A 21816-nucleotide genomic window follows, 5' to 3' on the forward strand; every position below is an offset into this window, starting at 1 on the left:
AAACACCCCAACCCACACCAAAGGAAAGTTTATATTCATGCCTACAATGAGTTCATAGCTTATACTTCTTCTGAATATACCCCAAAAATGCCTCGATTTCATCCTGTGCATTTTTGGGGATTTTCTTTTTGTAAAATGCTTTGGGCACTTCGAAGGGTGTGAGCGTGTGGTTTTCTTTGCGGAAGATGACACGCTCGTTTTCTATGTCCAGCTTTTGAATAACGAAGCCATTTTCAAGCCAGCTATGAGCCAAGGCCGTAGGGTGGCTGTCATACCAAAAGGCCTCCTCTGAGGTGACAGCGCCAAGAGTCTCCCCCATAAAACCCTCGAACTGCTGAAAGGTGAGGGTGAACTTTTGCCGCTTCTCTGTGCGAAAATACTCCTTTAATGACACCAATGGGTCAGAATGAACATCCATCGGAACTACGACAGCATCTAGCAAATGGATAATGTCAATCCCTTTTGTTTGTTGATAACTATCATCCACCTCAATGGTGTTTTCGGCACATTTGCTGTGAATGTAGGCCATCCCATCAGATGTAAATGTTTCGGCAAGCTCGATATACTGGTCAGAGAGCATGGGACGACCACAAAAGTAGCATCTCCCAGCTTGACTGTTCCATATCTTTTTGTACTTCCCTCTGTGTTTATCAATCTCTCGTCGCTTCTCTATCTGGAGATAATATTCTTCATCTAAGAAGGAGTTATAATTGGTCTTCACTGCGAAGTGTTGCGTCAGAGGAATGTCCTTGAAACGTAGGATTTGAAGGTGGCGCTTGTCGGGGGCGGTAAAGATATTTTCTCCTAGTTCGTTTTCATACCAGTAAATTCCCTGCAACTGCACCCAAGCCCTTTTCGGGTGCATGGCACGGATTTTTTGGGCAAGTAGACTCTGGACAACTACATCTAAATGCCTAAATGTGTCACTTGTATCTGCGATACGATGGTAGGAGGCATAACCCTGTATACTCCGATTGACGGACTTGATTAGCGATTCTACACTGCCTGTGTGCCCTTTGATTTTTTTCTCTAATTTTGCCTCAAATTTACTGACCGACTTCTCCGAGGGATAAACATAGGCCATGTTATGTTGGTAGATGTATTGTCGCCCTAAAAATTGAAAGCCGTTTGGAGTATAGTGGATACTACTTTTTTCTGCGGACAATCGCAATCCACGCTCTGCCAAAAACCCTGCTACAATAGATTTAATTTCTATTGCTTGCTCCTCGCTTTTAGCAAAAATAATGAAGTCGTCGGCAAAGCGAATTAGGTCTCCGTGAGCATAATTTTGAATCTTTCCATCTGGATACAGCTCTTTGAAAATATGAAACTGCAACCCATCTAAAACCATATTCCCTATAATGGGCGAGAGACCCGACCCCTGTGAAATTCCTTCCACGGTCTCGAATAATTCACCGTTTACCAGCATCCCCGATTTGAGGAATTTTCTGATGAGATTTTTCATAGGGATGTTCTCTAATATCCATCTATGAGATATGGTGTCATAGTAGCTTTTAATGTCACCACGGAAAACCCATAGCGGCTCTTTGGTTTTGCCCATGGTACTTAAAATATAAGCGTTTGCATCATAGGTGCTTCGCCCTTTGCGAAAGCCAAATGACTTTCGATCCGCACGAGATTCCGCAACTGGTTCAAGAGCATACCGCACAAGCGTTTGCATTGCACGGTCATAGTAAGTGGGAATATTGATGCGACGTTCTTTGTTGCCATCGTGGATGACCACGCTACGCAGGGGTGAACACCTATAATTAGCAAAATTCAAAGCATATACAGCCCTCATTTTCTGAGCACTTGTTGCCCATTTCACTCCGTCCATTCCTGTTTCCGAGTTAGAGTTGGATACATGGCGAACAGCTAACATTCGAGCCGAGAACGCATTCACCAGCTCCATTTGGAGTTTGTGAATCATGGCATCATTTTGATTATAAGTGGCCTTAGCAATCTTACTTTGCTTTTGCCTTAGATATTCTTCATGGCTAGACCAATCTGTGTTTTCCCACTGTTGCGTAAAGCGTCTGTTTTGTTCGGACTGCACTGATTGTAATGAGAGATCAATATCCAAGGAGATAGGGCAATGGTCAGATCCATAGATGTCCCCATGGATTTGTGCATCTGTGACACTCCCCACAAGTGCATTAGACACCAAAAAATAATCGAGCCTCCACCCACGATTTTCAGCCCTTTTGTTAAGGCGGTTTGACCACCAACTGTACACTTGAGCCTTGGGATTTCTTTGGCGAAACACATCTGCGAGTCCAGTGTTTAGTAGCCTTTCTAAGTTGGTGCGTTCGCCTTCTTGGAAGCCAGGAGGATTCGGGTCGTTGCGTAAATTCTCGGGATAAATGTCAATGTGCTTGTGGGCAACATTGAAATCGCCACAAATGATAATTGGTTTGCTGAATGTTTGTATATATTTCAATAGGGCATCATCCCAATCACTCCGATACGAGCTACGTTGTATCCGTCCCTTTGACATAGGCATATAGACACAAAGTAATATGAAATCGGGGTACTCAAGTGTGAGCAAGCGTCCCTCTATATCAAATTCCTCAATGCCAAAGCCCTCACGAATGGACAGCGGTTCCGTCTTTGTCAATACCAGCACACCAGAGTAACCTTGCCGACGAGCACTATTCCAAAATTGTGCATAGCTAGGGGTAACAAGACCTACCTGTGATTGAGTGGCCTTTGTTTCTTGGATGCAATAAATATCTGCATCCATCTTTGCGACAATATCTAAAAATTCTTTTTCAAGGCAGGCCCGTACTCCATTTACATTCCATGACACAATTTTCATCGGTTTCTCCTGTGTATTCGCTTAATCATGTGTATAGTATAACATATTGCACAATTAAGAATGAAACAATTTTCGGATACTTAGTAGAGCCGTTCACTCTTCGTTATCATCAGCAATTTGCTCTTGATAGCCAATCTGCCATTTGACCCCATAGCGGTCTAGGATGGTAGCAGGAAAAGAGAGCATATCCATGTCACACTGAGATAGCACAGTACATTCCTCTACGATGGCACGCTGGAGTAGCTCCTCTGGGTTTTCACAGTAAATTTTAATTTGGAATGGGGTTTCTTGATTTGAAACACGGGATGATTTGGAAAGCTCTCTGTCGTATTCTGCAAAGTGAATCCGCAAGTCCTCCATATAAAACGTAAGCTGTTTTCGAAATCCCTTTGCGTCCGTCACCTGTCGCTCTGTAAAAACACCTTGGTTCGCAGGGTCGAAAATTTTCCTATAATAAACTGTGGCCTCGTCAATGTTATCCACCAAATAAAAGAGGCTTGCGGTCAAAATATTCTCTTCTTTATTACTATGGTCATTCTTCGAGAGTGTCACAATCCACTTGTATCCGTAGTCATCAACAATGGTTATGGATATACGTTCACCATCTCTACCATCAGATAGGCTAATGCCCTCACAATTTACGAAAAGATTGGCGAAAATTGGCTTTATATCTTTTACAATAATGTAAAAACGGTAGGTATGTTCTAGGGTGAAGTCTGGGCAGATAAGCCCCTGCGATTCATCCTCTTTGATTAAATGGAGCGTCATCCCTCCCAACACTATATAAACCTCGCCCTCACATTCGAAGACATTTTTTGCATCCGCTTGGATTCCAAAAAGTTTCTGATATAGTTCAAGTGCTTTTTTTGTATCTGGCATGATTAACATCACCTCTGGTTCGAACATAGTGATATTTCTCCTTTTTTCGTTCTAATGATGCGTATAGTATAACATAATATACAACTATGGATGCTGTTTTTTTGAATATTTTGTCTGCGGACAAGGAGCTTATAAAATTCCCGATAAGTCGTGGCAAGCAGGGCAAGTGGTCTCCCATCTTGCATTTTGCTTGTTGGGGGCACCCCCAATCCCCCTCTTAAACGATGCCTTTTGCATCGTTGCTACGCCCCCTAACGGGTGCTTATTTATCACAGGGACGGACTACCGCCCCTGTGATTTTTCTTGTTCAGTTTTCTTGGGGTCGTACCCCATAAAACTATCAATGTTCGCCTTGGCGGTTAGCACCTCCTGCATCTCCGTTTTGGCATCACGATAGGTTTTATAGGCCTCTTTTTTCGTGGTGAGTAGGGTGGCATACTCTCCGTTTAGCTCTTTCATTGTAGGGAGTTTTTTTGTTTCCAAGGAACTGAAATACGCCTTTGCTGCTTTGTGTATAGTGAGGTCGGCACGGTGCTCCTCAAAGAATTTTTTCGAGTACCCAGCCTTGCGATAGGCGGTGTAAACTTCACGAGTTTTTGCATAGTTGACGATGTGTGTTCTCAGCACTTGGATCTCCGCCATCCGCTTCTCAGCAGACTTAATTTCAGCCATCAAGCCGTCGTAGGTCTCCGTGGCTTGGGTGGCTTTTGCCTCTAGGTCGGCATAGCGGAGCAGTTTGTTTTCTGTGAGATAATTGAGGGTCTTAGACATCTGCTTCACATTGAATTTCTTCGCCCACTGTTCATAGCCAGCGGTCTTGCCCTGTGCCATTTTTGCTTGAATATCAATGATGAGATTGAAGGATTTTTCTGGGGGCTTTTTCGCAGACTTTCTCTCTGGTCTAGCAGATTTTCCAGCGATAGCATCTCTGATTTCATCCTCAGAATAGCCCTCGCCTAGAGAACGTAAGCGGATGAATTTCTGCTGTTCCTCGCTCTTGAAAGCTAAATATTTCCCTTGTTTAATGGCATAGCCCGCTGTCTCCATCGCCTGTAAAAAGGTGGCGAAGTCAGTGGGCTTTTTGGTGAGGATTTCATCAATGGTTTGCCTCAATTTCTCCGAATGTGAGAGAGGCTTTTTGTCCCCCAACCACTTGCCGTAGTGCCCCTTAGAACGCTTGGGATTTTCAATGATGGACAGTCCATGCTCCAGACAAATGCGGTCAGAAAGTCGTCCCAGAGCCTTGCCAGAGCCGAGGAAGTTGCGAAACTTTTTCTTGCAGTCTAGGGAGGTGGAATTGAAGATAATATGGCTATGAATGTGGGATTTGTCGGTGTGGGTGGCAACGATAAAACTGTGGTTGCCCTTGGTAAAAACCAGCCCCAATTCGTAGCCGATTTGGTTGGCTTCTTCCGCTGTTACTTCGTCTGGTTTGAAGGATTGCCGTATCTGATAGGCTATCACATCGCCGCTGTGCTCTCGCCCTGTGATGGTCTTGTATTGTCGCTTGGAAAGAAGAAATTCCCCCTGCACAGTACGGGGGTCGCACTGGTAGGAAGTGACTAGCTCACCCCCCTCTGTCTTGTCTGGATTCATAGCATAATCCGTGCGATCACCAAGACAATCGGCAATGGTTTTGCCCTTGTTTTGGTGCATAGCAATGAGCCGTGTGGTAGCGATAAAATCACCTCCTACATATTCAATTTTAAGGGCTTGGGTTATAGGTCAAAGTCGTAAAACTCTTTTGAAATGCCAATGGATTGGCAGAGCGAGTTAAGATGTTTTTTGTACTCGTCGATGCTGGTTTCTCCAGTCATATCCACAAAAAATTTCAACATAATATAGTCCGTGTCTACGACCTCGATAGAGAACTGGTCATACATTTGAAAGAGCAAGGCAAGGAACTGGTGCCACTCATTTTCCGTACACATGGTACTATTCAAAGTATGATATTTGAGTTGAATTTCCCCTTTGTTTATGGTCTCGTAAAACACGATGCGGAGATTGGCAGCAGTGACATCAGCGAACACCTCTAGGGGTCTATACAATGTGCGGAACATCACCAATTTCTCATCGTTTGGCACTCGTCCATATTGGGAAGGGTCTACCGCTGTGTAGCTTGCTAGGGTCTCGGAGGATAGTGTTTCTAAGTGCGTGGGGGCGGTGTCTATTGCAAACGCTCCACTGAGTACCTGTGCTTTTTCAGCCTCGAATTTCTGTAAAAAGTTGCGTGTAAAAATCTCCATTTGACATCTCACTTCCTTTAAGTATTTAAGGGTTGCAATTTCCACAAGGCGAGTATCCTTGGCTGATGAGCGTATCTCTATCCTCGGTAGACGTTGCATAATTCTTTTCTGACATAGTGGATACGCTGTAACAATCTGGGTAGTGGAATTTATGGCTACTGGTGTTCAAAACGTAGAGAATTTCGCCATCTACATCTGTATTTGAAGTATCCGTAATGACGGTTGATACTGTGGCTGTACTACTAGATGGAGCAGTGAGCAGTTCATCATCACTGATGATTTTATCAGTCGTAAATGTCACGGTCTGCCCGTTGGAAGTGCAGATAATGTCACCCTGTAAATCCGTGCGATACAGCGTGACGTCAGCATCCCACAGACGGCTCAGCACGGCATCTGTGGGGTGCCCATAGGAGTTACCCTCACCGCAAGAGATAACGGCATATTGGGGCATGATTTCCCTTAGAAAGACATAGCTAGTAGATGTATCACTGCCATGGTGCCCGACTTTAAGAACGGTGGAGGATAGGTCATATCCGCTGTTTAGTAATACCTGTTCAGCCTCATATTCTGCGTCTCCCGTAAAGAGGAAAGAGGTCTCACCATAGGTGATTTTAAGCACGATGGATGTGTTATTGGCATCGGTATCACTGTTGACAGCTAAGATAATTATCTCAGCATTGCCCAGTGTATATTTATCACCCACGCTGGGTACGGTGATACCGCCATTGAGATCGGCATAATAGGCGAAATTCTCAAAGGCGCTGCTGTCATAGCTGGTCACTGGGCACAGAATGACATCGGCAGTGGCATAATTCAACGCCCCCGAAAGACCCCCGATGTGGTCCTCGTGGGCATGGGTGCCTACCACGATAGATAACTCAGTGATGCCACGCTTGTCGAGAACGGAATAGATTAAATTCGAGTCAGCCACATTACCGCCATCTATAAGCATATACTCACCGTCGCAGGACACCAATGCGGCATCGGCTTGGCCCACATCGAGAAATATAATCTCAAAGGTAGAATCCTCAGCTATAAGTGTTGTTGAGGTCTCTGTGTAGGCCTCTGTAATGCTGTCTGTGGTCGGCTCAGTAGTGTTTTCTAAAGGCAGTTCAGTAGATGTCTCCAAGGAAGGTGTAGCAGTTTCTGACGAGGTGCTTTGTTCTACTTCTAGGGACACAGATGGACTAGGTGTTTCAACATAATCGGTGGTGCTCTCACACCCAACCAAACAACATAGCATCATAAATATTGCTAAGAATAATTGTAAGCCTTTTTGTCTTTTCATGGTCAATCCTCCGCTTTTCTTCATGTCTTATTCTTGTCTATATAGGCGATATTGCCTATAACGCTTTAGCATAATTATAGGCAATAATAGAGATATGTCAATGGGCGATGGAGGTGTATAGAATGATTTCGTATGAGCCACTTTGGAGAACAATGGAGCTGAAAAATGCAACAACGTACACATTGCAAGTCAAAGGGAATATTAGTAGCTCCACCATACGGCGGTTAAAAGCATCGGAATCGGTATCTACCAACACGCTAGATGCTTTATGTGCAATCCTAGATTGTAGCCTCGAAGATGTGATTGCCTACTTGCCCGATGAGGCCTAATCTGAAAACACAATGATATGAGCACATAACTAGCCTTGGATGTCGAGTACATCTAGGGCTAGTTTTTTATATCTACACCCTAGCACTGTGTTGCCCAAGATGTAGTTTTCAAACATCATTTGTGCTCTATCTACAAGCAGTTGCCTCTATTTATTATATATTTGCTCAAAATATAAGTCAATAGCTCAACAGTACATACTGATAAAAGCCATAGTAACGATTATAATATTTACAATATGTAGAAATGGGGAGCGTGAAGTGTTTCCACTAAAATAAAAGTACCGAAAAAGGGCGCGAAAAGTGCATAGGTTGGGCTCGTAAAAAAAGAGCCATTGTCAGCACCTCAAAAAAGAGCTACCATTAGTTTGTCTAGAACTAAGGAGGTAGCGGAAAGGTGATAAGAATGGCTCAAAAGAATTATATCAAAGATTTGTACGAAAACCAAGAGAAAAGTCTCAATGAAATCGCAAAAATCACAGGACTCAATTATCGCACGGTGCGCAAGTACGCCCATAAAGACGACTGGAACGATGAGCATCTACCCAACATTCAAGCAGAAAGCTATCCAATTTTAGGGGATTTCATCCCTATCATAGACCAATGGTTAGAGGATGACACCAAAATTCCACGCAAGCAACGACACACAATTTGGCGAATCTATTGCCGTTTACGAGATGAAGAAAAATTCCTCGGTAGCTACTCCAGCGTAAAGCGTTATGTGCGCAAGAAGAAATTCGCCATGAGCAGCCAAACCGATGGTTATCTGCCTCTGGCGCATCCCCACGGCAGTGGGCAAGTGGATTTTGGCGAGCACATCTACAACGACGCCTCATCCAAAGTGCGGACAGGCTACGCCCTAACCCTGTCCTTCCCCAATTCCAACAAGGGATACACCCAAGATTTCCCAGCCCAAAACCAAGAATGCTTGCTAGAAGGCATGAAGCAGATTTTTGAGCACATGGGTGGCGTGCCACCCGTCATCCGCTTCGACAATATGTCTACCGCCGTGGTGAAGGTCCTAGACCATGGTGAACGAGTGCTGACCGATGGATTCACCCGATTCATGCTGCATTACCGATTTAAGGCTGAATTCTGCAATCCTGCCGCTGGCAACGAGAAAGGCAACGTGGAGAATAAAGTGGGATATAGCCGCAGAAACGCCTTTGTTCCTGTGCCGACCATTACCTCCTTCGATACCTTCAACGAACAGCTTTTCGACTGGTGCGAGCAGGATGCACAGCGTCTCCATTACAAGCATCAGATTGAGATACAGGAACTGTGGGAAGCAGATCGTGAGGCGCTACTACCCCTGCCAGAGCACCCTTTTTCGGTGTTCCGTTACGAAAGCTTGGCGGTGAATAAATATGGCTTTGTCACCATTGACACCAATAAGTATGGTCTGTCACCAGCGCTGAGTCGAGAGATTGTGCAAGCGAAAATTTATTATGACTGCATTGAATTTTACCATGACCATACCTTAGTTGGAAGTTATAAAAGAAGTTATGAAACACACCAAGAGTACTATGATTGGAAACAGTATGTTGGCGTTTTATGCAGAAAGCCTGGCGGGGTATCTCACACTCGATTCTTCAACCAAATGCCACCTCTTTGGCAACAGCATCTCCACCAAGCCCAAGGACAGGCACGAAAAAGTGCGCTACAATTACTGGATGAAATCGTCCAAGATGGCAACGCCACCTTTTGCGACGAAGTGCTAGAGTTGGCGCATGAGAATGGCCGCACCGATGCGGATAGTGTCCGCCAATGCTACTACATGATTGCCAAAAAGGAACACCGACCAGAGCCGTTGACTTTGGATATTACCACGCCTGACCTACATTACACGCCAAATTTGAGCGCTTACGACGGATTGATAGGAGGTGATTTACATGGTTGAGCAATACATGAAAACCTTGAAATTAGGTGGTTTGGCAAAAGAGTGGACAAGTGTGGAATACCGAAATAATGAGCAATATCTAACCGATTTATTACAACTGGAGTTGCGAGAACGAGAAATAAACCGCATTAACCGCATGGTAAAAAGTGCAGGATTTGGGGTGCTAAAAACCTTGGATGACTTCACTTGGCGCAATGAAATAGCACTGCCAGTTGGACTAACACGAGAGTATATGGAAGATTTGCAATTTTTGGCACCCAAGGAAAACCTTATTTTTATGGGCGCCGTTGGGACAGGCAAGACCCATCTTGCCACAGCTCTGGCGTTGAACGCCTGCCAAGAAGGACGGCCTGTTCGCTTCTTTACAGCTGCATCTCTTGCCAATATTTTATTGGAAAAGAACAACAAGGGCACCTTGAACAGTTTCTTATCTACGCTAAAAAAGGTGCAGTTAATGGTCATTGATGAAATTGGTTTTGTACCGTTGCACAAAGCGGCAGCAGAGCTGTTATTCCAAGTGATTGCCGACTGTTATGAGCGGAAAAGCCTCATCATTACATCCAATCTGGAATTCTCTCAATGGAATACAGTCTTTGGGGATAACCGCTTGACGGCAGCTCTCATTGACCGCTTGGTACACCATTCGCACATAGTCATCTTCTCTGGGGAGAGCTACCGCTTGACACAATCCATGTCCAGGCAACGTGAGCGTTGAGGCTAGAAGGGACAAAAAAGCACCATTCCTAGGTTTTTTCTCCATAGGATGGTGCGCCATCTGCTCTAACAAAATTCGATTGTGTATCCAAATAAGCTCTGTGATTGTGCGAATGTTGCGCTCAACGCATTGCCAAGTGGTTTTATAGTGTTTGGCTACCTCTGGGTACAGCCACTTGGTGATGAGGAGCAGCCTTTCTGGATTTTGTATGACGAGATAGACGGCGTAGCTGGTATGGAAAAAACCTCGATAGTTGGCGGTGATGCCTAAGGAGTAAAGCAGGCTGTAAATTTCTGCAATGTCTACGCTACCCATTGCAACTCACCCCTCTCCATCTGAAAGGTTTTTGGGTAAAACCCCAGTTCCATGCCATATACATTGCCCAATGTTTGAAGTGTACTCATTTTTGTATCTTTGCTTCCTCGCTCTGCATCCCGAATTGTTCTAACAGAAATTCCACTGCGACCCTCTACCATTTCCTGCGTCATCCCTTGTTCTATACGGAACCCTTTTAAAGCAACGCCAAGTTCATTTCTAGCCATTGTGCACACCTCCTTCTTGTTTTCATTATACAAGAAGAATTTAGCAAATAACAGGAAGCCCACTTCCGTTTTCGACATTTTTCAGCAATTTTTTAAGTTTTTTCTCGCTAATGTTATTCCCCAACGCTGACCCTATGCACTTTTACGCGCCCTTTTTGTGTATTTTTAAGTTGACAAAGACAGCGTGAAGCATGAGTAAAGAGGTTGCATTCAAAAACCGAGACAGATTTATTGAATTAGGTCTGACCATAGCCTCTTTGCGTAAGATGCAAGGTCTATCCCAAGAGGAATTTGCAGTGAAGGCAAAAATCAGCCGTTCCCATCTAAGCTCCATCGAGGCCCCCAACATTGTACGCCCTTTCTCTCTGGAGGTGCTGTATAATATCGCTGATGCCCTCAATGTTGACCCAGCAGACTTAATTCAAGCCAAGTTGCCACCCAGCAAATAAAAGCCCTATAACAAAGAAAAGGCAGTGCCATAATTGTGGATTGACACAATTACAGCACTGCCTTCATTATCGTTTACACAGCTCTCAGCCAGTCGTTAAACCCCTCTACTTGGGCAATGATCCATGCTCCTAGCAAGGGTAGCCCGTAGGGGCTGATGAGGTAGGACAGGACGAGGAATAACACCCCTCCTGTGACCTCGTGGGTGATGAGTAGGAACAGCCCTACAAGGAAGCCCAGCGAGGCCACAAGCCCCAGCAGACCGCCACCGAAAATCAGCAGGAACTTGGCGATAGAGAGCACCAGAGAGAGGGCGAAGGTGATGGGGAACAACACGATTTTGAGTAAGCATTTCATGGGGTGTACCTCCTATATGAATGATTTGTTTTACCGTATCTATATTATACCTTGGTTGGGTGTGGGTGTCCACGATGTCAAATTAGAAAGTGGCAAGATGCTCCATGATTTCCTCTGCCATCCCCCACAGCCTATCATAGCTCTGTTGTAAGTCCTCGATGTCGTCACGGTAGATGTGCCCCGTCTCGTGAGCACGTTTGGTAAGTTGGTTAAGGCTGTTGCTGGTAATGCGGAGGACACGCACCAGCTCCCTCACATCAGAGAGGTCGAGGTGGACGACATAGCCGTTCAGTGCCATCTTTCGCAAGTAGGCCTCTAAATTAGTCGTTCCAAGACTAGCCATATTCTTTTCAACCAGCTCTTTTTCTTCGGGAGTGACCCGAAATTGTAAGCGAATATCACGTTTTCTGTTTGCCATTATTTTCCTCCTATCCGCAGTGTTTTAACTTCGTGCCAATTTGGCACGAAGTTGCATTTGCCCATAAATATAAGCAGGCAATCACTTTGGCCCAACTTGTCCCAAAGTTCCATTTGCCCTTGGATATAGACAGATGGTAACTTCTCGCCAACTTGGCGAGAAGTTACCATGAGGGGTAAAAATTATTCCCAACTTGGGAATAATTCCTTTCGTCAACGCTCCTCTTGCTGGGGTGCCTTGTCCTTTGTCTGCCCACGCTGGGGAGGTTGTTTCAGTCCCTCTAGCACCGAGGGCCGCTCTTGCTTCTCCATGATGTCCTCAGTTTTCCCTCCGTGGGTATCAGCGTTGAGGAGGGCATCAAGGGCGGCGAGACGTGCCGTTTTTTCTTTCAGTTCATCCGCTTGAACAAAGGGCTTTTTCACCTCCACCTTTGCCGCCTCTTGCTGATTGATAAGGTTTTCTAGCAATGCCTCTACCGCTGTAAGACGGTTTGGCATGGCCTCTAATGCGTTATCAATACGAGTGAGGTTGCCACGGGCATCAAGCCCCAGTGTGGCAATATGGCTCATAGCCCCTCGTAGGGTAAGATTGATGTCCCTACCAAAGTTTGCCATGGAAAGCTCCATGGCAAACCCACGATAGGAGCCGATGGGCATACTCTCATCTTTTTTCAGCTCCTTGCAGGCCTCCAGAATGGCGGCACCAGCGTTATCCTTGTCCGTCAACACATCGCCCTTGACCTCCATAGAGAATTTCCCTTCCACCAACGGGTGGGCTTTTAAGGTCTCCAAGTCGGTTTCAAAACCACGGATATAGCCACGGTTTTCCTCAATCCTCTGAGGGTAGTGGGTGAGCAAGCTGTCCTCTAGGCGGTAGATGGTGGATTGATGGTTGGCTTTTAACAATTTCAGTCGAGCCACGTCAATGTCTAAATCATGAGGTAAGCAGGCGAGTTGCCCACTCCCTCCCGAACCGTACGGACACCTCTCGGTGTATACGGCTCTCCGTTTACTATCATCTTACGTTTTATCACAAATGTGGATTGCTTCATGACATTTTTGGCAAACTGCCATTGTTTTGCGGTGTTTTTTTAGCATAATCCGTTCCCATTCCTCGTCTCCACTTAAGTCTTTCAACCGTTTTACTTGATGTATCTCTACGCTTTCTACCCTTTCGCCACATAGCTCACAGGTTTTACTTCTAAGCTTGTGTGCCAAAGCGTTGGGTTTATCGTATTTTTTGAGATAATCCAGTGTATCTACTTGTCCGAAAAGGGGTTTCACTTGCCGTTTATAGCCTTTGTTATAGAATACAGCTTGTTTTTCTCCTGTGGTTGTTTGGTATTTCACAGTGAACGCTCCATTTACCACATATCTTGCCTTGATTTTGGACACTTTTGTACGATACTTATTGGCAAAGGTTTTTAGCATACTGTATTTCATGAGGCTGGCAAATGCACCTACGGCACAAGCGTTGCTGGCGAGGGAGTAGTAGTTGTAAAATCCTCGGATTTCACTGTTGTACTTAGAGAGGATTTCTATGTCATTTTTATTCGTTAGCTTTCCACGGTGGATGGCTTTCCAGATGTCTTTTCCATGTTCGTTTTTCACAATCCGAATGGCACCATATTCACGCAATTTGTTCTCCCATTTTTCATGGGGCAGATAGAGCTTCAGCACAGACCCATAGGCACGGGTTATTCTGCCGTCACTTCTGCGCTTCACATCTTGACTTTTGGAAACAGTCATGTCATAACCCAAAAATCTTGCTCTTTGAGAGGTATGCGTGATTTTGGTTTTTTCTTCTGAGAGTGTTAGTTTTAGCTTTGCTGATACAAAGTGGGCAATGTCTGCTTTGACACGTTTGGCATCTTCTTGGCTCCCGATTACCCCCACAATGAAATCATCTGCGTACCGTACATATTGTAGAGATTTGTACGTCTCATCGCATGGTTTGCGAGAGGGCACCGTTCGCATCAATGCTTTCATCTGGTTTCGAGATGCACTGTGTGTTCGCTTCTCCTGCTCCGTTAAGGTGTTCCAGTTTTTGGCGTATTTGCGCTCATATCTGCGATAGTTACCACGCAACCGTTCATATTCTGGATTGATTTTACGGCTTGCACTGCTACCCACGTCAAAGTTTGCTTTGTAGGACTCCATGAACATATCCAATTCATTGAGATAGATATTTGCCAAAACTGGACTTGCTCCGCTCCCTTGTGGGGTGCCAGAGTAGGTGCTGTGGTAGTCCCACTGTTCCATATAGCCTGCTTTTAGGAATTTCCACATCAGCCCAATGAAATTTTCATCATTGATACGTCTGCGTAGGATGTTAATCATGACGTGATGGTCAAAGCTATCAAAACAGGCGGTGATGTCACCCTCTACAAACCAAGTCACCCCTGTAAAGGTTTTCTGAATTTGCATAAGAGCGGTGTGACAGCTTCGTTTGGGTCTAAAGCCGTGAGAGTTTTTGGAGAAGGTGGGTTCGTAGATGCTTTCGAGTATCATTCTGACCACTTCTTGCACCAGTTTGTCGTCGCTTGATGGGATACCAAGGGGACGTTTTTTGGTGCTATTTTTCTTTGCAATGTAGGTTCTACGAGCTGGATGTGGTTGGTAGCTTTTGTCCTTGATTTTGGAGATTATCCCCTCAATTCTTCTGCTACTCATACCGTCTAGGGTTGTGCCATCTACACCCATTGTCATACTGCCATCATTTGCGTAAATATTTTTGTAGGCAAGCAGATAAAATTCTGGGTTATACAGATTGCGGTATAACCGTTCAAACCTGTATTCTTTTGCTTGTGATTTTTCGCTTAGACTATTCAATACTGCAATTGGATTTCTCATAGTGCCTCTCGCACCATCCTTTCTTTGGTATTAAAAAAGTAAACTGCTTCCCTTCGCCATGTGAGCGGCTTTCCCGCATCCGTTTTACGGCATTACCTGTCAATTCAGGTTTCTCGGACTACTATGGAAGCTGTGTAACCATGCCCGATTATTCGGGTTTAGGTCATCCCCATTTAGGTATATTGAAACATTAGCATTCGTTACTGTCGGATGTGACGTTCGCCATTTACTTCATCTTGAAGTTGCTCTGTCCCTAATATCACGCAAATGCACAAAATGGAAGAACATTCGCAGGGACGATATGTGTTTCAGTTCATTTCACATATAGGAAAAGATACTCCCGAGCTTTGACTATCATTCAAGCAGTGTAGCTTTCATCCTCGTGTACCGATTTTTATCCTCAACTTGATAGGTTTGATATGAACTTTATTGTCCTATCATGCTCTGCAATTTTCATTGCAACGACATGCTACACTCCCCACTAGGTTTCCCCACATGGATAAGTCGTAGGATAATGGGTGTTGTATTCACCGTCCTTTCTTGATATTTTTACCCACCGCTTGCTAAAGGCGGTATTTCAATATACCCACGCAACCACCATTGCTGGCAGTCGCTTATGGGCGCACCATCTTCTCCTTGATTAATGGGTTGCCAGCACAGAGGGCTTTGATTTCCGCATAGGACAGCGCCGATTCGTCAATGTCCTCGCAGGAGCGTACAGGAGATTTGCTGGTCATAATTTGGCTGAATACGGATAGGTAAAACTTTGATATAATCTCCATCTTTTCCCCCCGTTCACACCGTGCATGCGACTTTCACCGCACACGGCGTTCCATCGATTATTATGTTGTTTTAGTTAAAGTAAACTTACACTCTTTCGAGCAACGATTAAATTACAATTTCAAAAAGGTCGGCTTCTTTTCGCAAATTGTTTAGTTTTTGTAACTGAATATTTGTTAATTGCAGTTGTGTTAGGCAGTTTTGAATGGTTTCTTTTGTAGTTGCATGTATTAATTTATGGACTATATGATGAACGATAACAAGATTTCTGTATTTGTCTGTTCCACCTAAGTGTTTAGGTTTCTTGTGGTGGCAATGAATTTCTTTTAGTTCTAATATTTTACCACTCACACTACATTTCCCATGTTGTGCCGAGTATAATGAAAGTCTATTATCCATATACTCAACACTTCTATTCCCGTCATTCGCCCTCATTAAAGCGTGCAATATTCTTGTATTGATTTGCAGTTTTTTATGAATTTCTTCTCTTCCGTCAGGGGTATATTTGTTAATTGACCTCTTTTTCCACATTGGATTTTTATGTTGCACATAACCGACAGGTATTAAAGGCTTGCCTCCTACAAATCTAATCTGTGCACTTTTCCCGTATTGACTTTTAATATATCGAAATCCATATAAATCACCTTGTTTGGTAATTCTTTTCCTAAGCCTATTTTTGTGTACTGCAATCATTACACGAGATATTTCTGCACAATCCAAATTTATATGTGTAGCAATTTTATAATAATTATGCAAGCCAGATACTGAAGCATTGTAGCGATTTACAAACATCGCTTCTTCAGAATTATCTTTGGCATGTGACATCCTAATAACCAAAGTCTTAAGCCTATCCCTACTTTTATTTATTGCTTTATCACACATGTGTGATTTAACTACATAAGAATTACCTTTTTCTACTGCCTTGAGTTTAAACCCTAAAAATTCCGAATAACAATTTTTCAAATTGACAACTTTTGATTTTTCTTCGCTAATTTCAAGCTTGAGCCTTTCGGCAAGCCATGTTTTTACAGCAAAGAAAGTTTTGTTTGCATCGTTTTTGTTGCGACAGAAAATCTTAAAGTCATCAGCATACCTTACAATATGCATCTCTTTTAACTTTCCACGTCTAAAAGCACGATAAGCGTTACCACGATTCATAACCCCTTTATTATTGGGATAATCTGGTACTGTATGTGCAGGCATCTTTTCCCATTGACTAGCTACCCACCAATCCAATTCATTTAAGACAATGTTGGATAGTAGCGGTGATAACAGTCCACCCTGTGGTGTCCCCATCGTAGGGTAAATCACTTTACCACTTGGCAATTTAATAGGTGCTTTCAGCATTTCTTTCACAATACAAATCAGCTTTTTATCTCTAATTCCCATTTGCCACATTTGCTTAATGAGCTTTGCATGGTTAACATTATCAAAGAAGCCTTTAATATCTACATCTACAACAAAATGAAGGTTATTCTTTTGTATCATGACATAGCTTTGTGCAATAGCATGTTCGGCTCCTCGATTAGGTCTAAATCCATTGCTTCGTTCATGAAACTTAGCTTCGCATATTGGTTCAAGTACTTGTAACAAACATTGTTGTACAATTCTATCCCACATGGCGGGTATGCCTAGTGGTCTGGTTTTGCCATTCGGTTTGGGAATTTCTACACGTCTAACTGCTTTAGGTCTATAACACTCAAATTTCTTTCTTATGATTTCAATAAACTTTTCCTCATCAATTTTTTCAATGTCTTTGATGGTCATTTTATCTACCCCATAAGTATTACTACCACTGTTACGTTTAATATTTCGATATGCCAATAGTATGTTTTCTTTACTGGTTACAATTGGTATCAATTTGGAGAAAACTTTATTTTGCTTGCTATCTGCATACAATTTATCAAACGTGCCTTGTAAATCATAATATTCTATATGCCGTATTTTCTTGTGTTTTCGTTGCTTCGTTTGTGTCACAGGCATCATCTCCTTTCAGATTTGATTTTCTTTGTCATACTCGAAGCTGTGAATGTTTACTTTTCTATTCTTAAATCATAATAATCGACTAATGGCTGTTCCTCCATTCTCATTACAAGAACTTCTCAGGTCGTGCCATCACTCTCGCAAAGGGTTCACATACTTATGAATTCATATGTTGACTTTTCAAATTTTGGGAAAAGCCCCTTTACTTTCCACGTTTCAATCATCTTATCTCTGCATATACCCTTAGGTGCTTACTTTAAGCCTGTGTGCTTGGTATTGCCTGTAACAATACAAGGTATTTCATAAATTCAATTTTTACTTTACCTCACACACTATCTCAAAAGATACCCACACATTTCTATGTGCTACAACTATAGACCCGTACATTCGCAAGTTCGTCAGACTCTTTTTAGTCATTCTCACCATAGGTATTTTTTAGACCTCCGGCATATGGGTTACACCATTTATCCCTAAACAGCTTTCGTTGATATCTAAGTTTTATCATTACGGTAACTCTCTGCCGACTTCACCGAGCTTCTGAACATCTACCTTTTGAGTAGAGCCAGTCGGAGTATTAAGGTTGACGTTTCAGGACGTTACTCCATCATTCCATCAATCAGATGATTAATTCTACAAGTTTATTTTGCACCTCCTTTTACTTGTGCCTAAGCTTTTCACTTAGGAACGTGTCGCACTAAACTTTTGCTTGTTCTCTAGGGTCTGCCAGAGGTAGGCATCAAAGGTGGCCTCGGTGACGTAACGATAGATTTGCACACGCTCATTTTGATTGCCTTGTCGTTCAATGCGACCAGACCGCTGTCTGAGATCGCCGGGTCTCCAAGGTGCATCGAGGTCATGGAGAGCCACCAGCCTGTCCTGTACGTTCATACCAGCACCGCACTTGGATGTGCTGCCAATTAAGACACGGACTTCACCACGGCGCACCTTGGCGAATAGCTCCTTCTTTCGGGCATCGGTGTTGGCCTCGTGGATGAATTTCACTTCTTCTGCTGGCACACCACGGGCAATCAGCTTTTGCCGAATATCCTCGTAGATGCTAAAAGGAGCCTCTGGAGTAATAACATCCTCTGGGAGCATGGCTTCTAGGGCTTGGAGTTCCGTCCCATTGATGGTGCCTCGCCCTGCCTTTGCCACCTTATCGGCACGGGGAGCCGTCTTGGGGGTAGACAGGTCACAGAACAGGAGCTGGGTCAATTTCTCGTCGCTACCTTCCTCCCAAATACGGAACAGGTTGTTGACACAGGTGTTGACCTTGCTATTGGGGTCGTCTGGGAGCAGTGGGTTTATGACACGCTGGTCAAGCCCCAGTTTTCGTCCATCCGAGGTAATTTTCAGCATATTATCCTGCTTGGGGTCTACTGAATTGGAATGGACTCTGGCGGCACGTTTGGATAGTTCCTTGACCATTTCAGTCTGGATTTCCGAGGGCTGTGCCACCACGTTCTCGTAGATAACTTCGGGGGTGGGAAGGTCTAGCTGGTCGGCGGTCTTGATGTCCGCCACCTCTTTGAACATGGTCATCAGCTCTGGGAGGTTGAAGAATTTGGCGAAGCGAGTTCTGGCACGATAGCCAGTACCCTCTGGTGCCAGCTCAATGGCCGTCACCGTCTCACCAAAAGTGGATGCCCACGCATCGAAGTGGAGTAAATCATTTTGACGGAGGGTTTCGTACTGGAGGTAGCGTTGCATGGTGTAAATCTCGGTCATACTGTTGCTGACAGGGGTGCCCGTGGCAAAGACAATGCCCTTGCCACCTGTGAGTTCATCCATGTAACGGCATTTGAGGAACATATCGCTGGACTTTTGGGCATCCGTGGTGGATAGCCCTGCCACGTTCCGCATTTTGGTGAACAGAAATAGGTTTTTATAGCTGTGTGCCTCGTCCACGACAAGGCGATCCACACCCAACTGCTCAAAGGTGACGACATTATCCTTGCGGTCTCGCCCCTCTAATTTTTTTAATCTTTCCTCTAGGCCACGCTTGGTACGCTCTAGCTGTTTGACGGTAAACCGCTCACCGTCACTGGCTTTCACTTCGGAAATGCCCTCCACGATTTCGTGAATTTGCTCCCGAAGCTGTCGTTCCTGCCGTTCTAGGGACATGGGGATACGTTCAAACTGGCTGTGCCCCATAATGACGGCATCGTATTCCCCCGTGGCAATTCTGGCACAGAACTTTTTGCGGTTGGCTGGCTCGAAATCCTTTTTACTGGTGACGAGGATATTGGCGGCTGGGTATAGCCGTAGAAACTCACTGGCCCACTGCTCTACAAGATGATTGGGGACGGCGAATAGGGGTTTTTGACACAACCCCAAACGCTTGCTCTCCATGGCTCCAGCAATCATTTCAAAGGTCTTGCCAGCGCCAACCTCGTGGGCGAGGAGTGTATTGTTGCCATAGAGGATGTGTGCAATGGCATTGATTTGGTGCTCACGGAGCTTGATTTGGGGATTCATGCCTACGAAGTTGATGTGACTGCCATCATACTCACGGGGTCTGGTGGAGTTGAATTTCTCGTTGTAGCGTTGCACCAAGGCCTGTCGCCGTTCTGGGTCGGAGAAAACCCAATCCTTGAAGGCATCACGGATGGCCTGCTGCTTGGTCTGTGCCAACTGGGTTTCCTTGGAGTTGAGGACACGTTTCTCTGAGCCATCGGGGTCACACACGGTGTCGTAGATGCGGATGTCACGGAGGTTAAGGCTCTCCTCTAGGATTTTATAGGCATTGGCTCGGAGGGTGCCGTAGGTAGTATAAGCGGCAATGTTATCACCACGGATAGCGTTCTTATTGGTGATGCTCCACTCAGCGGTGAATTTAGAGAAATTGACCTTGATGCCGTTGCGATTTTGCCAAGGTGTTTCAAAGACCTCGAACATAAATTGCTGGATATAGTCAGCATCAATCCACGTTGCACCCAGTCGCACATCAATCTCACTGGCATCCAAGTCCTTGGGCTGGGCGAGGGTCAATGCCTCTACGTTGGGGGCATAATCTTCGGGATAGAGCTGGGCACTTCTCTTTGCCCACACCAGCTTTTCACGGACGTTGCCAGAGAGGTATTCATCGGCAGGGATATATTTTTTGTGAGTTTCATCCCCGTATCCGTGTAAAGGATTGAGGAAGATAACCCCACGGAGCTGGCTGGCGATTTCCTCCTCAGACAGTCCAGTGAGTTCCTCCATGTAGTCCATATCCACCTTAGCCTTTTCAGCGATAGAGACGGCAAGGGCTTCGGATGGGGTGTCTACGCTGGTAACGGCAACAGCCTTTTTGATGGTACGCTTGGTGAACATATCTGCTTTGGCTCGTAGCTTGCCGTGTTCGTCCACGTCTTCCAAGGAGCAGAGAAGGTAATAGGAGTTGTCCTTGTCAAATGCCAAGGCATTGCCACGGCTACTGATGAGGCCGTATTTCTTGGTGAAGGCATCGTAGAGGCGGTTTAGCTTGGCCTGTTCACCCTCAATGGTGGCATCATCATAGTCCTCTAACTGGTAGCGGATGAGGTCATTGACACACTCACGAAGTCCCACAAGCTGGGTGACACGCTCTTTTGCAGTGGCACTCTGAGAAACTTGGGTCATAATGGAGTTTTCACGGTAATACACCTCGCCATTCACGAGGGTGAAGCTGTGGTTTTTCACCGTGGGGTCAGCAGGGATTGTCTCCTCCGCTGTGACGGTCTCCATGTCTGGGCGGTCTACCTCGGTGATTTGCCCCTCGATGTGGGTGATAGCCTCACGGAGTTGGTCGCTGAGAGTGGCACCCTCCAAGGGCTGACAGGTACTCTCCATGCCATAAGGCCCAGACACCATCTCCATTGTGCCCATAATCATGTGGGGGTTGTCTACGAAGTAGCTGTTCATGGGGGTGCCGTGGTCGTCCTCGCCTAGATGAATCCAGTCTGGCTCAATATCAATGGGAGCCTCACGCTTCTGAAAAAAGAGAATGTCACTGGTGACGTCTGTCCCAGCGTTGGCCTTAAATGCCGTGTTGGGGAGACGGATGGCACCCAGTAGCTCGGCACGTTGGGCGAGGTATCTACGCACCTCTGGACTTTTCTTATCCATGGTACCCTTGGAGGTGACAAAGGCCACAATGCCCCCAGCTCTCACCAAATCCAAGGACTTGGCGAAAAAGTGGTCATGGATGAGGAAGTTGTTGCCTGCGTAGCGTTTTTCGTGGAGTTTGTAGTTGCCAAATGGCACGTTACCGATGGCCACATCGAAAAAACTATCGGAGAAGT

At 45.0% G+C, this 21816-nt stretch carries 16 protein-coding genes and 2 pseudogenes; 4 read left to right on the top strand and 14 right to left on the bottom strand.

The annotated features are described in order from the left end of the window. Positions 1–52 precede the first annotated feature (52 nt). The 5 genes from RFF05_RS16020 to RFF05_RS16040 form a co-directional block, all read right to left on the bottom strand. On the bottom strand, positions 53–2818 hold the full coding sequence (locus RFF05_RS16020) for an exodeoxyribonuclease III (RefSeq protein WP_409968023.1): 2766 nt from the start codon (positions 2816–2818) through the stop codon (positions 53–55). A 93-nt stretch (positions 2819–2911) separates the two neighbouring features. Beyond that, positions 2912–3724, bottom strand: a complete 813-nt coding sequence (locus RFF05_RS16025) for a hypothetical protein (RefSeq protein ID WP_409968024.1) — start codon at positions 3722–3724, stop codon at positions 2912–2914. Positions 3725–3979: 255 nt separating this feature from the next. Beyond that, on the bottom strand, positions 3980–5377 hold the full coding sequence (locus RFF05_RS16030; RefSeq protein WP_409970131.1) for a relaxase/mobilization nuclease domain-containing protein: 1398 nt from the start codon (positions 5375–5377) through the stop codon (positions 3980–3982). Between the two features lie 38 nt (positions 5378–5415). Continuing rightward, a complete protein-coding gene (locus tag RFF05_RS16035; RefSeq protein WP_409968025.1) occupies positions 5416–5943 on the bottom strand; it encodes a hypothetical protein in 528 nt (175 codons plus the stop codon). A 25-nt stretch (positions 5944–5968) separates the two neighbouring features. Continuing rightward, positions 5969–7231: a ComEC/Rec2 family competence protein gene (locus RFF05_RS16040; RefSeq protein WP_409968026.1), complete on the bottom strand. Its 1263-nt coding sequence runs from the start codon at positions 7229–7231 to the stop codon at positions 5969–5971. 122 nt (positions 7232–7353) lie between these two features. Between RFF05_RS16040 and RFF05_RS16045 the strand changes: the two genes are divergently transcribed. From RFF05_RS16045 to istB, 3 genes are all read left to right on the top strand, one after another. Further along, the gene (locus RFF05_RS16045) at positions 7354–7560 is read left to right on the top strand and encodes a helix-turn-helix domain-containing protein (RefSeq protein ID WP_409968027.1); all 207 of its coding nucleotides are present in this window, start codon (positions 7354–7356) and stop codon (positions 7558–7560) included. A 403-nt stretch (positions 7561–7963) separates the two neighbouring features. Then, positions 7964–9457, top strand: coding sequence for an IS21 family transposase (gene istA, locus RFF05_RS16050; RefSeq protein ID WP_409967410.1), 1494 nt, complete (start codon positions 7964–7966; stop codon positions 9455–9457). Then, on the top strand, positions 9450–10172 hold the full coding sequence (gene istB, locus RFF05_RS16055) for an IS21-like element helper ATPase IstB (RefSeq protein WP_409967230.1): 723 nt from the start codon (positions 9450–9452) through the stop codon (positions 10170–10172). The genes istA and istB overlap by 8 nt, the downstream gene beginning before the upstream one ends. Before the next feature lie 54 nt (positions 10173–10226). On the opposite strand, the pseudogene RFF05_RS16060 reads toward istB, so the two are convergent. Next, positions 10227–10487: pseudogene (locus tag RFF05_RS16060) on the bottom strand (sporulation initiation factor Spo0A C-terminal domain-containing protein); the annotation flags it as partial. Further along, positions 10475–10714 (bottom strand): helix-turn-helix domain-containing protein, encoded by a 240-nt coding sequence (locus RFF05_RS16065; protein WP_409967229.1) that lies wholly within the window; start codon positions 10712–10714, stop codon positions 10475–10477. The pseudogene RFF05_RS16060 and the gene RFF05_RS16065, both read right to left, overlap by 13 nt. Before the next feature lie 191 nt (positions 10715–10905). Between RFF05_RS16065 and RFF05_RS16070 the strand changes: the two genes are divergently transcribed. Then, positions 10906–11163 carry a helix-turn-helix domain-containing protein gene (locus RFF05_RS16070; protein ID WP_409968028.1) on the top strand — a complete coding sequence of 86 codons (258 nt, stop codon included), beginning with the start codon at positions 10906–10908 and terminating at the stop codon, positions 11161–11163. Between the two features lie 73 nt (positions 11164–11236). Here RFF05_RS16070 and RFF05_RS16075 read toward each other — a convergent pair whose 3' ends face one another. The 7 genes and pseudogenes from RFF05_RS16075 to RFF05_RS16105 all read right to left on the bottom strand — a co-directional run. Next, positions 11237–11518, bottom strand: a complete 282-nt coding sequence (locus RFF05_RS16075; RefSeq protein ID WP_409968029.1) for a CD1845 family protein — start codon at positions 11516–11518, stop codon at positions 11237–11239. A gap of 82 nt (positions 11519–11600) precedes the next feature. Then, positions 11601–11936, bottom strand: a complete 336-nt coding sequence (locus RFF05_RS16080) for a plasmid mobilization protein (protein ID WP_409968030.1) — start codon at positions 11934–11936, stop codon at positions 11601–11603. A 212-nt stretch (positions 11937–12148) separates the two neighbouring features. Beyond that, on the bottom strand, positions 12149–12856 hold the full coding sequence (locus RFF05_RS16085) for a hypothetical protein (protein ID WP_409968031.1): 708 nt from the start codon (positions 12854–12856) through the stop codon (positions 12149–12151). Between the two features lie 99 nt (positions 12857–12955). Continuing rightward, on the bottom strand, positions 12956–14788 hold the full coding sequence (locus RFF05_RS16090; RefSeq protein WP_409968032.1) for a reverse transcriptase domain-containing protein: 1833 nt from the start codon (positions 14786–14788) through the stop codon (positions 12956–12958). 614 nt (positions 14789–15402) lie between these two features. Then, positions 15403–15570, bottom strand: a complete 168-nt coding sequence (locus RFF05_RS16095; RefSeq protein ID WP_409970145.1) for a hypothetical protein — start codon at positions 15568–15570, stop codon at positions 15403–15405. Between the two features lie 106 nt (positions 15571–15676). Continuing rightward, positions 15677–17551: a group II intron reverse transcriptase/maturase gene (ltrA, locus tag RFF05_RS16100; protein WP_409970123.1), complete on the bottom strand. Its 1875-nt coding sequence runs from the start codon at positions 17549–17551 to the stop codon at positions 15677–15679. A 696-nt stretch (positions 17552–18247) separates the two neighbouring features. After that, a pseudogene (locus tag RFF05_RS16105) lies at positions 18248–21007 on the bottom strand (SNF2-related protein); the annotation flags it as partial. Positions 21008–21816 lie beyond the last annotated feature (809 nt).

The sequence above is a fragment of the Bengtsoniella intestinalis genome (assembly GCF_039719005.1).
In the GTDB taxonomy this organism is placed as follows: Bacteria; Bacillota; Clostridia; order Oscillospirales; family Oscillospiraceae; genus Oscillibacter; species Oscillibacter intestinalis.

Coding starts and splice junctions, on each gene's coding strand:
- RFF05_RS16070 (WP_409968028.1), top strand. CDS start 10,906: ATGAGTAAAGAGGTTGCATTCAAAAACCGAGACAGATTTATTGAATTA.
- istB (WP_409967230.1), top strand. CDS start 9,450: ATGGTTGAGCAATACATGAAAACCTTGAAATTAGGTGGTTTGGCAAAA.
- RFF05_RS16095 (WP_409970145.1), bottom strand. CDS start 15,570: ATGGAGATTATATCAAAGTTTTACCTATCCGTATTCAGCCAAATTATG.
- RFF05_RS16045 (WP_409968027.1), top strand. CDS start 7,354: ATGATTTCGTATGAGCCACTTTGGAGAACAATGGAGCTGAAAAATGCA.
- RFF05_RS16035 (WP_409968025.1), bottom strand. CDS start 5,943: ATGGAGATTTTTACACGCAACTTTTTACAGAAATTCGAGGCTGAAAAA.
- RFF05_RS16025 (WP_409968024.1), bottom strand. CDS start 3,724: ATGTTCGAACCAGAGGTGATGTTAATCATGCCAGATACAAAAAAAGCA.
- RFF05_RS16065 (WP_409967229.1), bottom strand. CDS start 10,714: ATGGCTAGAAATGAACTTGGCGTTGCTTTAAAAGGGTTCCGTATAGAA.
- ltrA (WP_409970123.1), bottom strand. CDS start 17,551: ATGCCTGTGACACAAACGAAGCAACGAAAACACAAGAAAATACGGCAT.
- istA (WP_409967410.1), top strand. CDS start 7,964: ATGGCTCAAAAGAATTATATCAAAGATTTGTACGAAAACCAAGAGAAA.
- RFF05_RS16075 (WP_409968029.1), bottom strand. CDS start 11,518: ATGAAATGCTTACTCAAAATCGTGTTGTTCCCCATCACCTTCGCCCTC.
- RFF05_RS16040 (WP_409968026.1), bottom strand. CDS start 7,231: ATGAAAAGACAAAAAGGCTTACAATTATTCTTAGCAATATTTATGATG.
- RFF05_RS16080 (WP_409968030.1), bottom strand. CDS start 11,936: ATGGCAAACAGAAAACGTGATATTCGCTTACAATTTCGGGTCACTCCC.
- RFF05_RS16020 (WP_409968023.1), bottom strand. CDS start 2,818: ATGAAAATTGTGTCATGGAATGTAAATGGAGTACGGGCCTGCCTTGAA.
- RFF05_RS16090 (WP_409968032.1), bottom strand. CDS start 14,788: ATGAGAAATCCAATTGCAGTATTGAATAGTCTAAGCGAAAAATCACAA.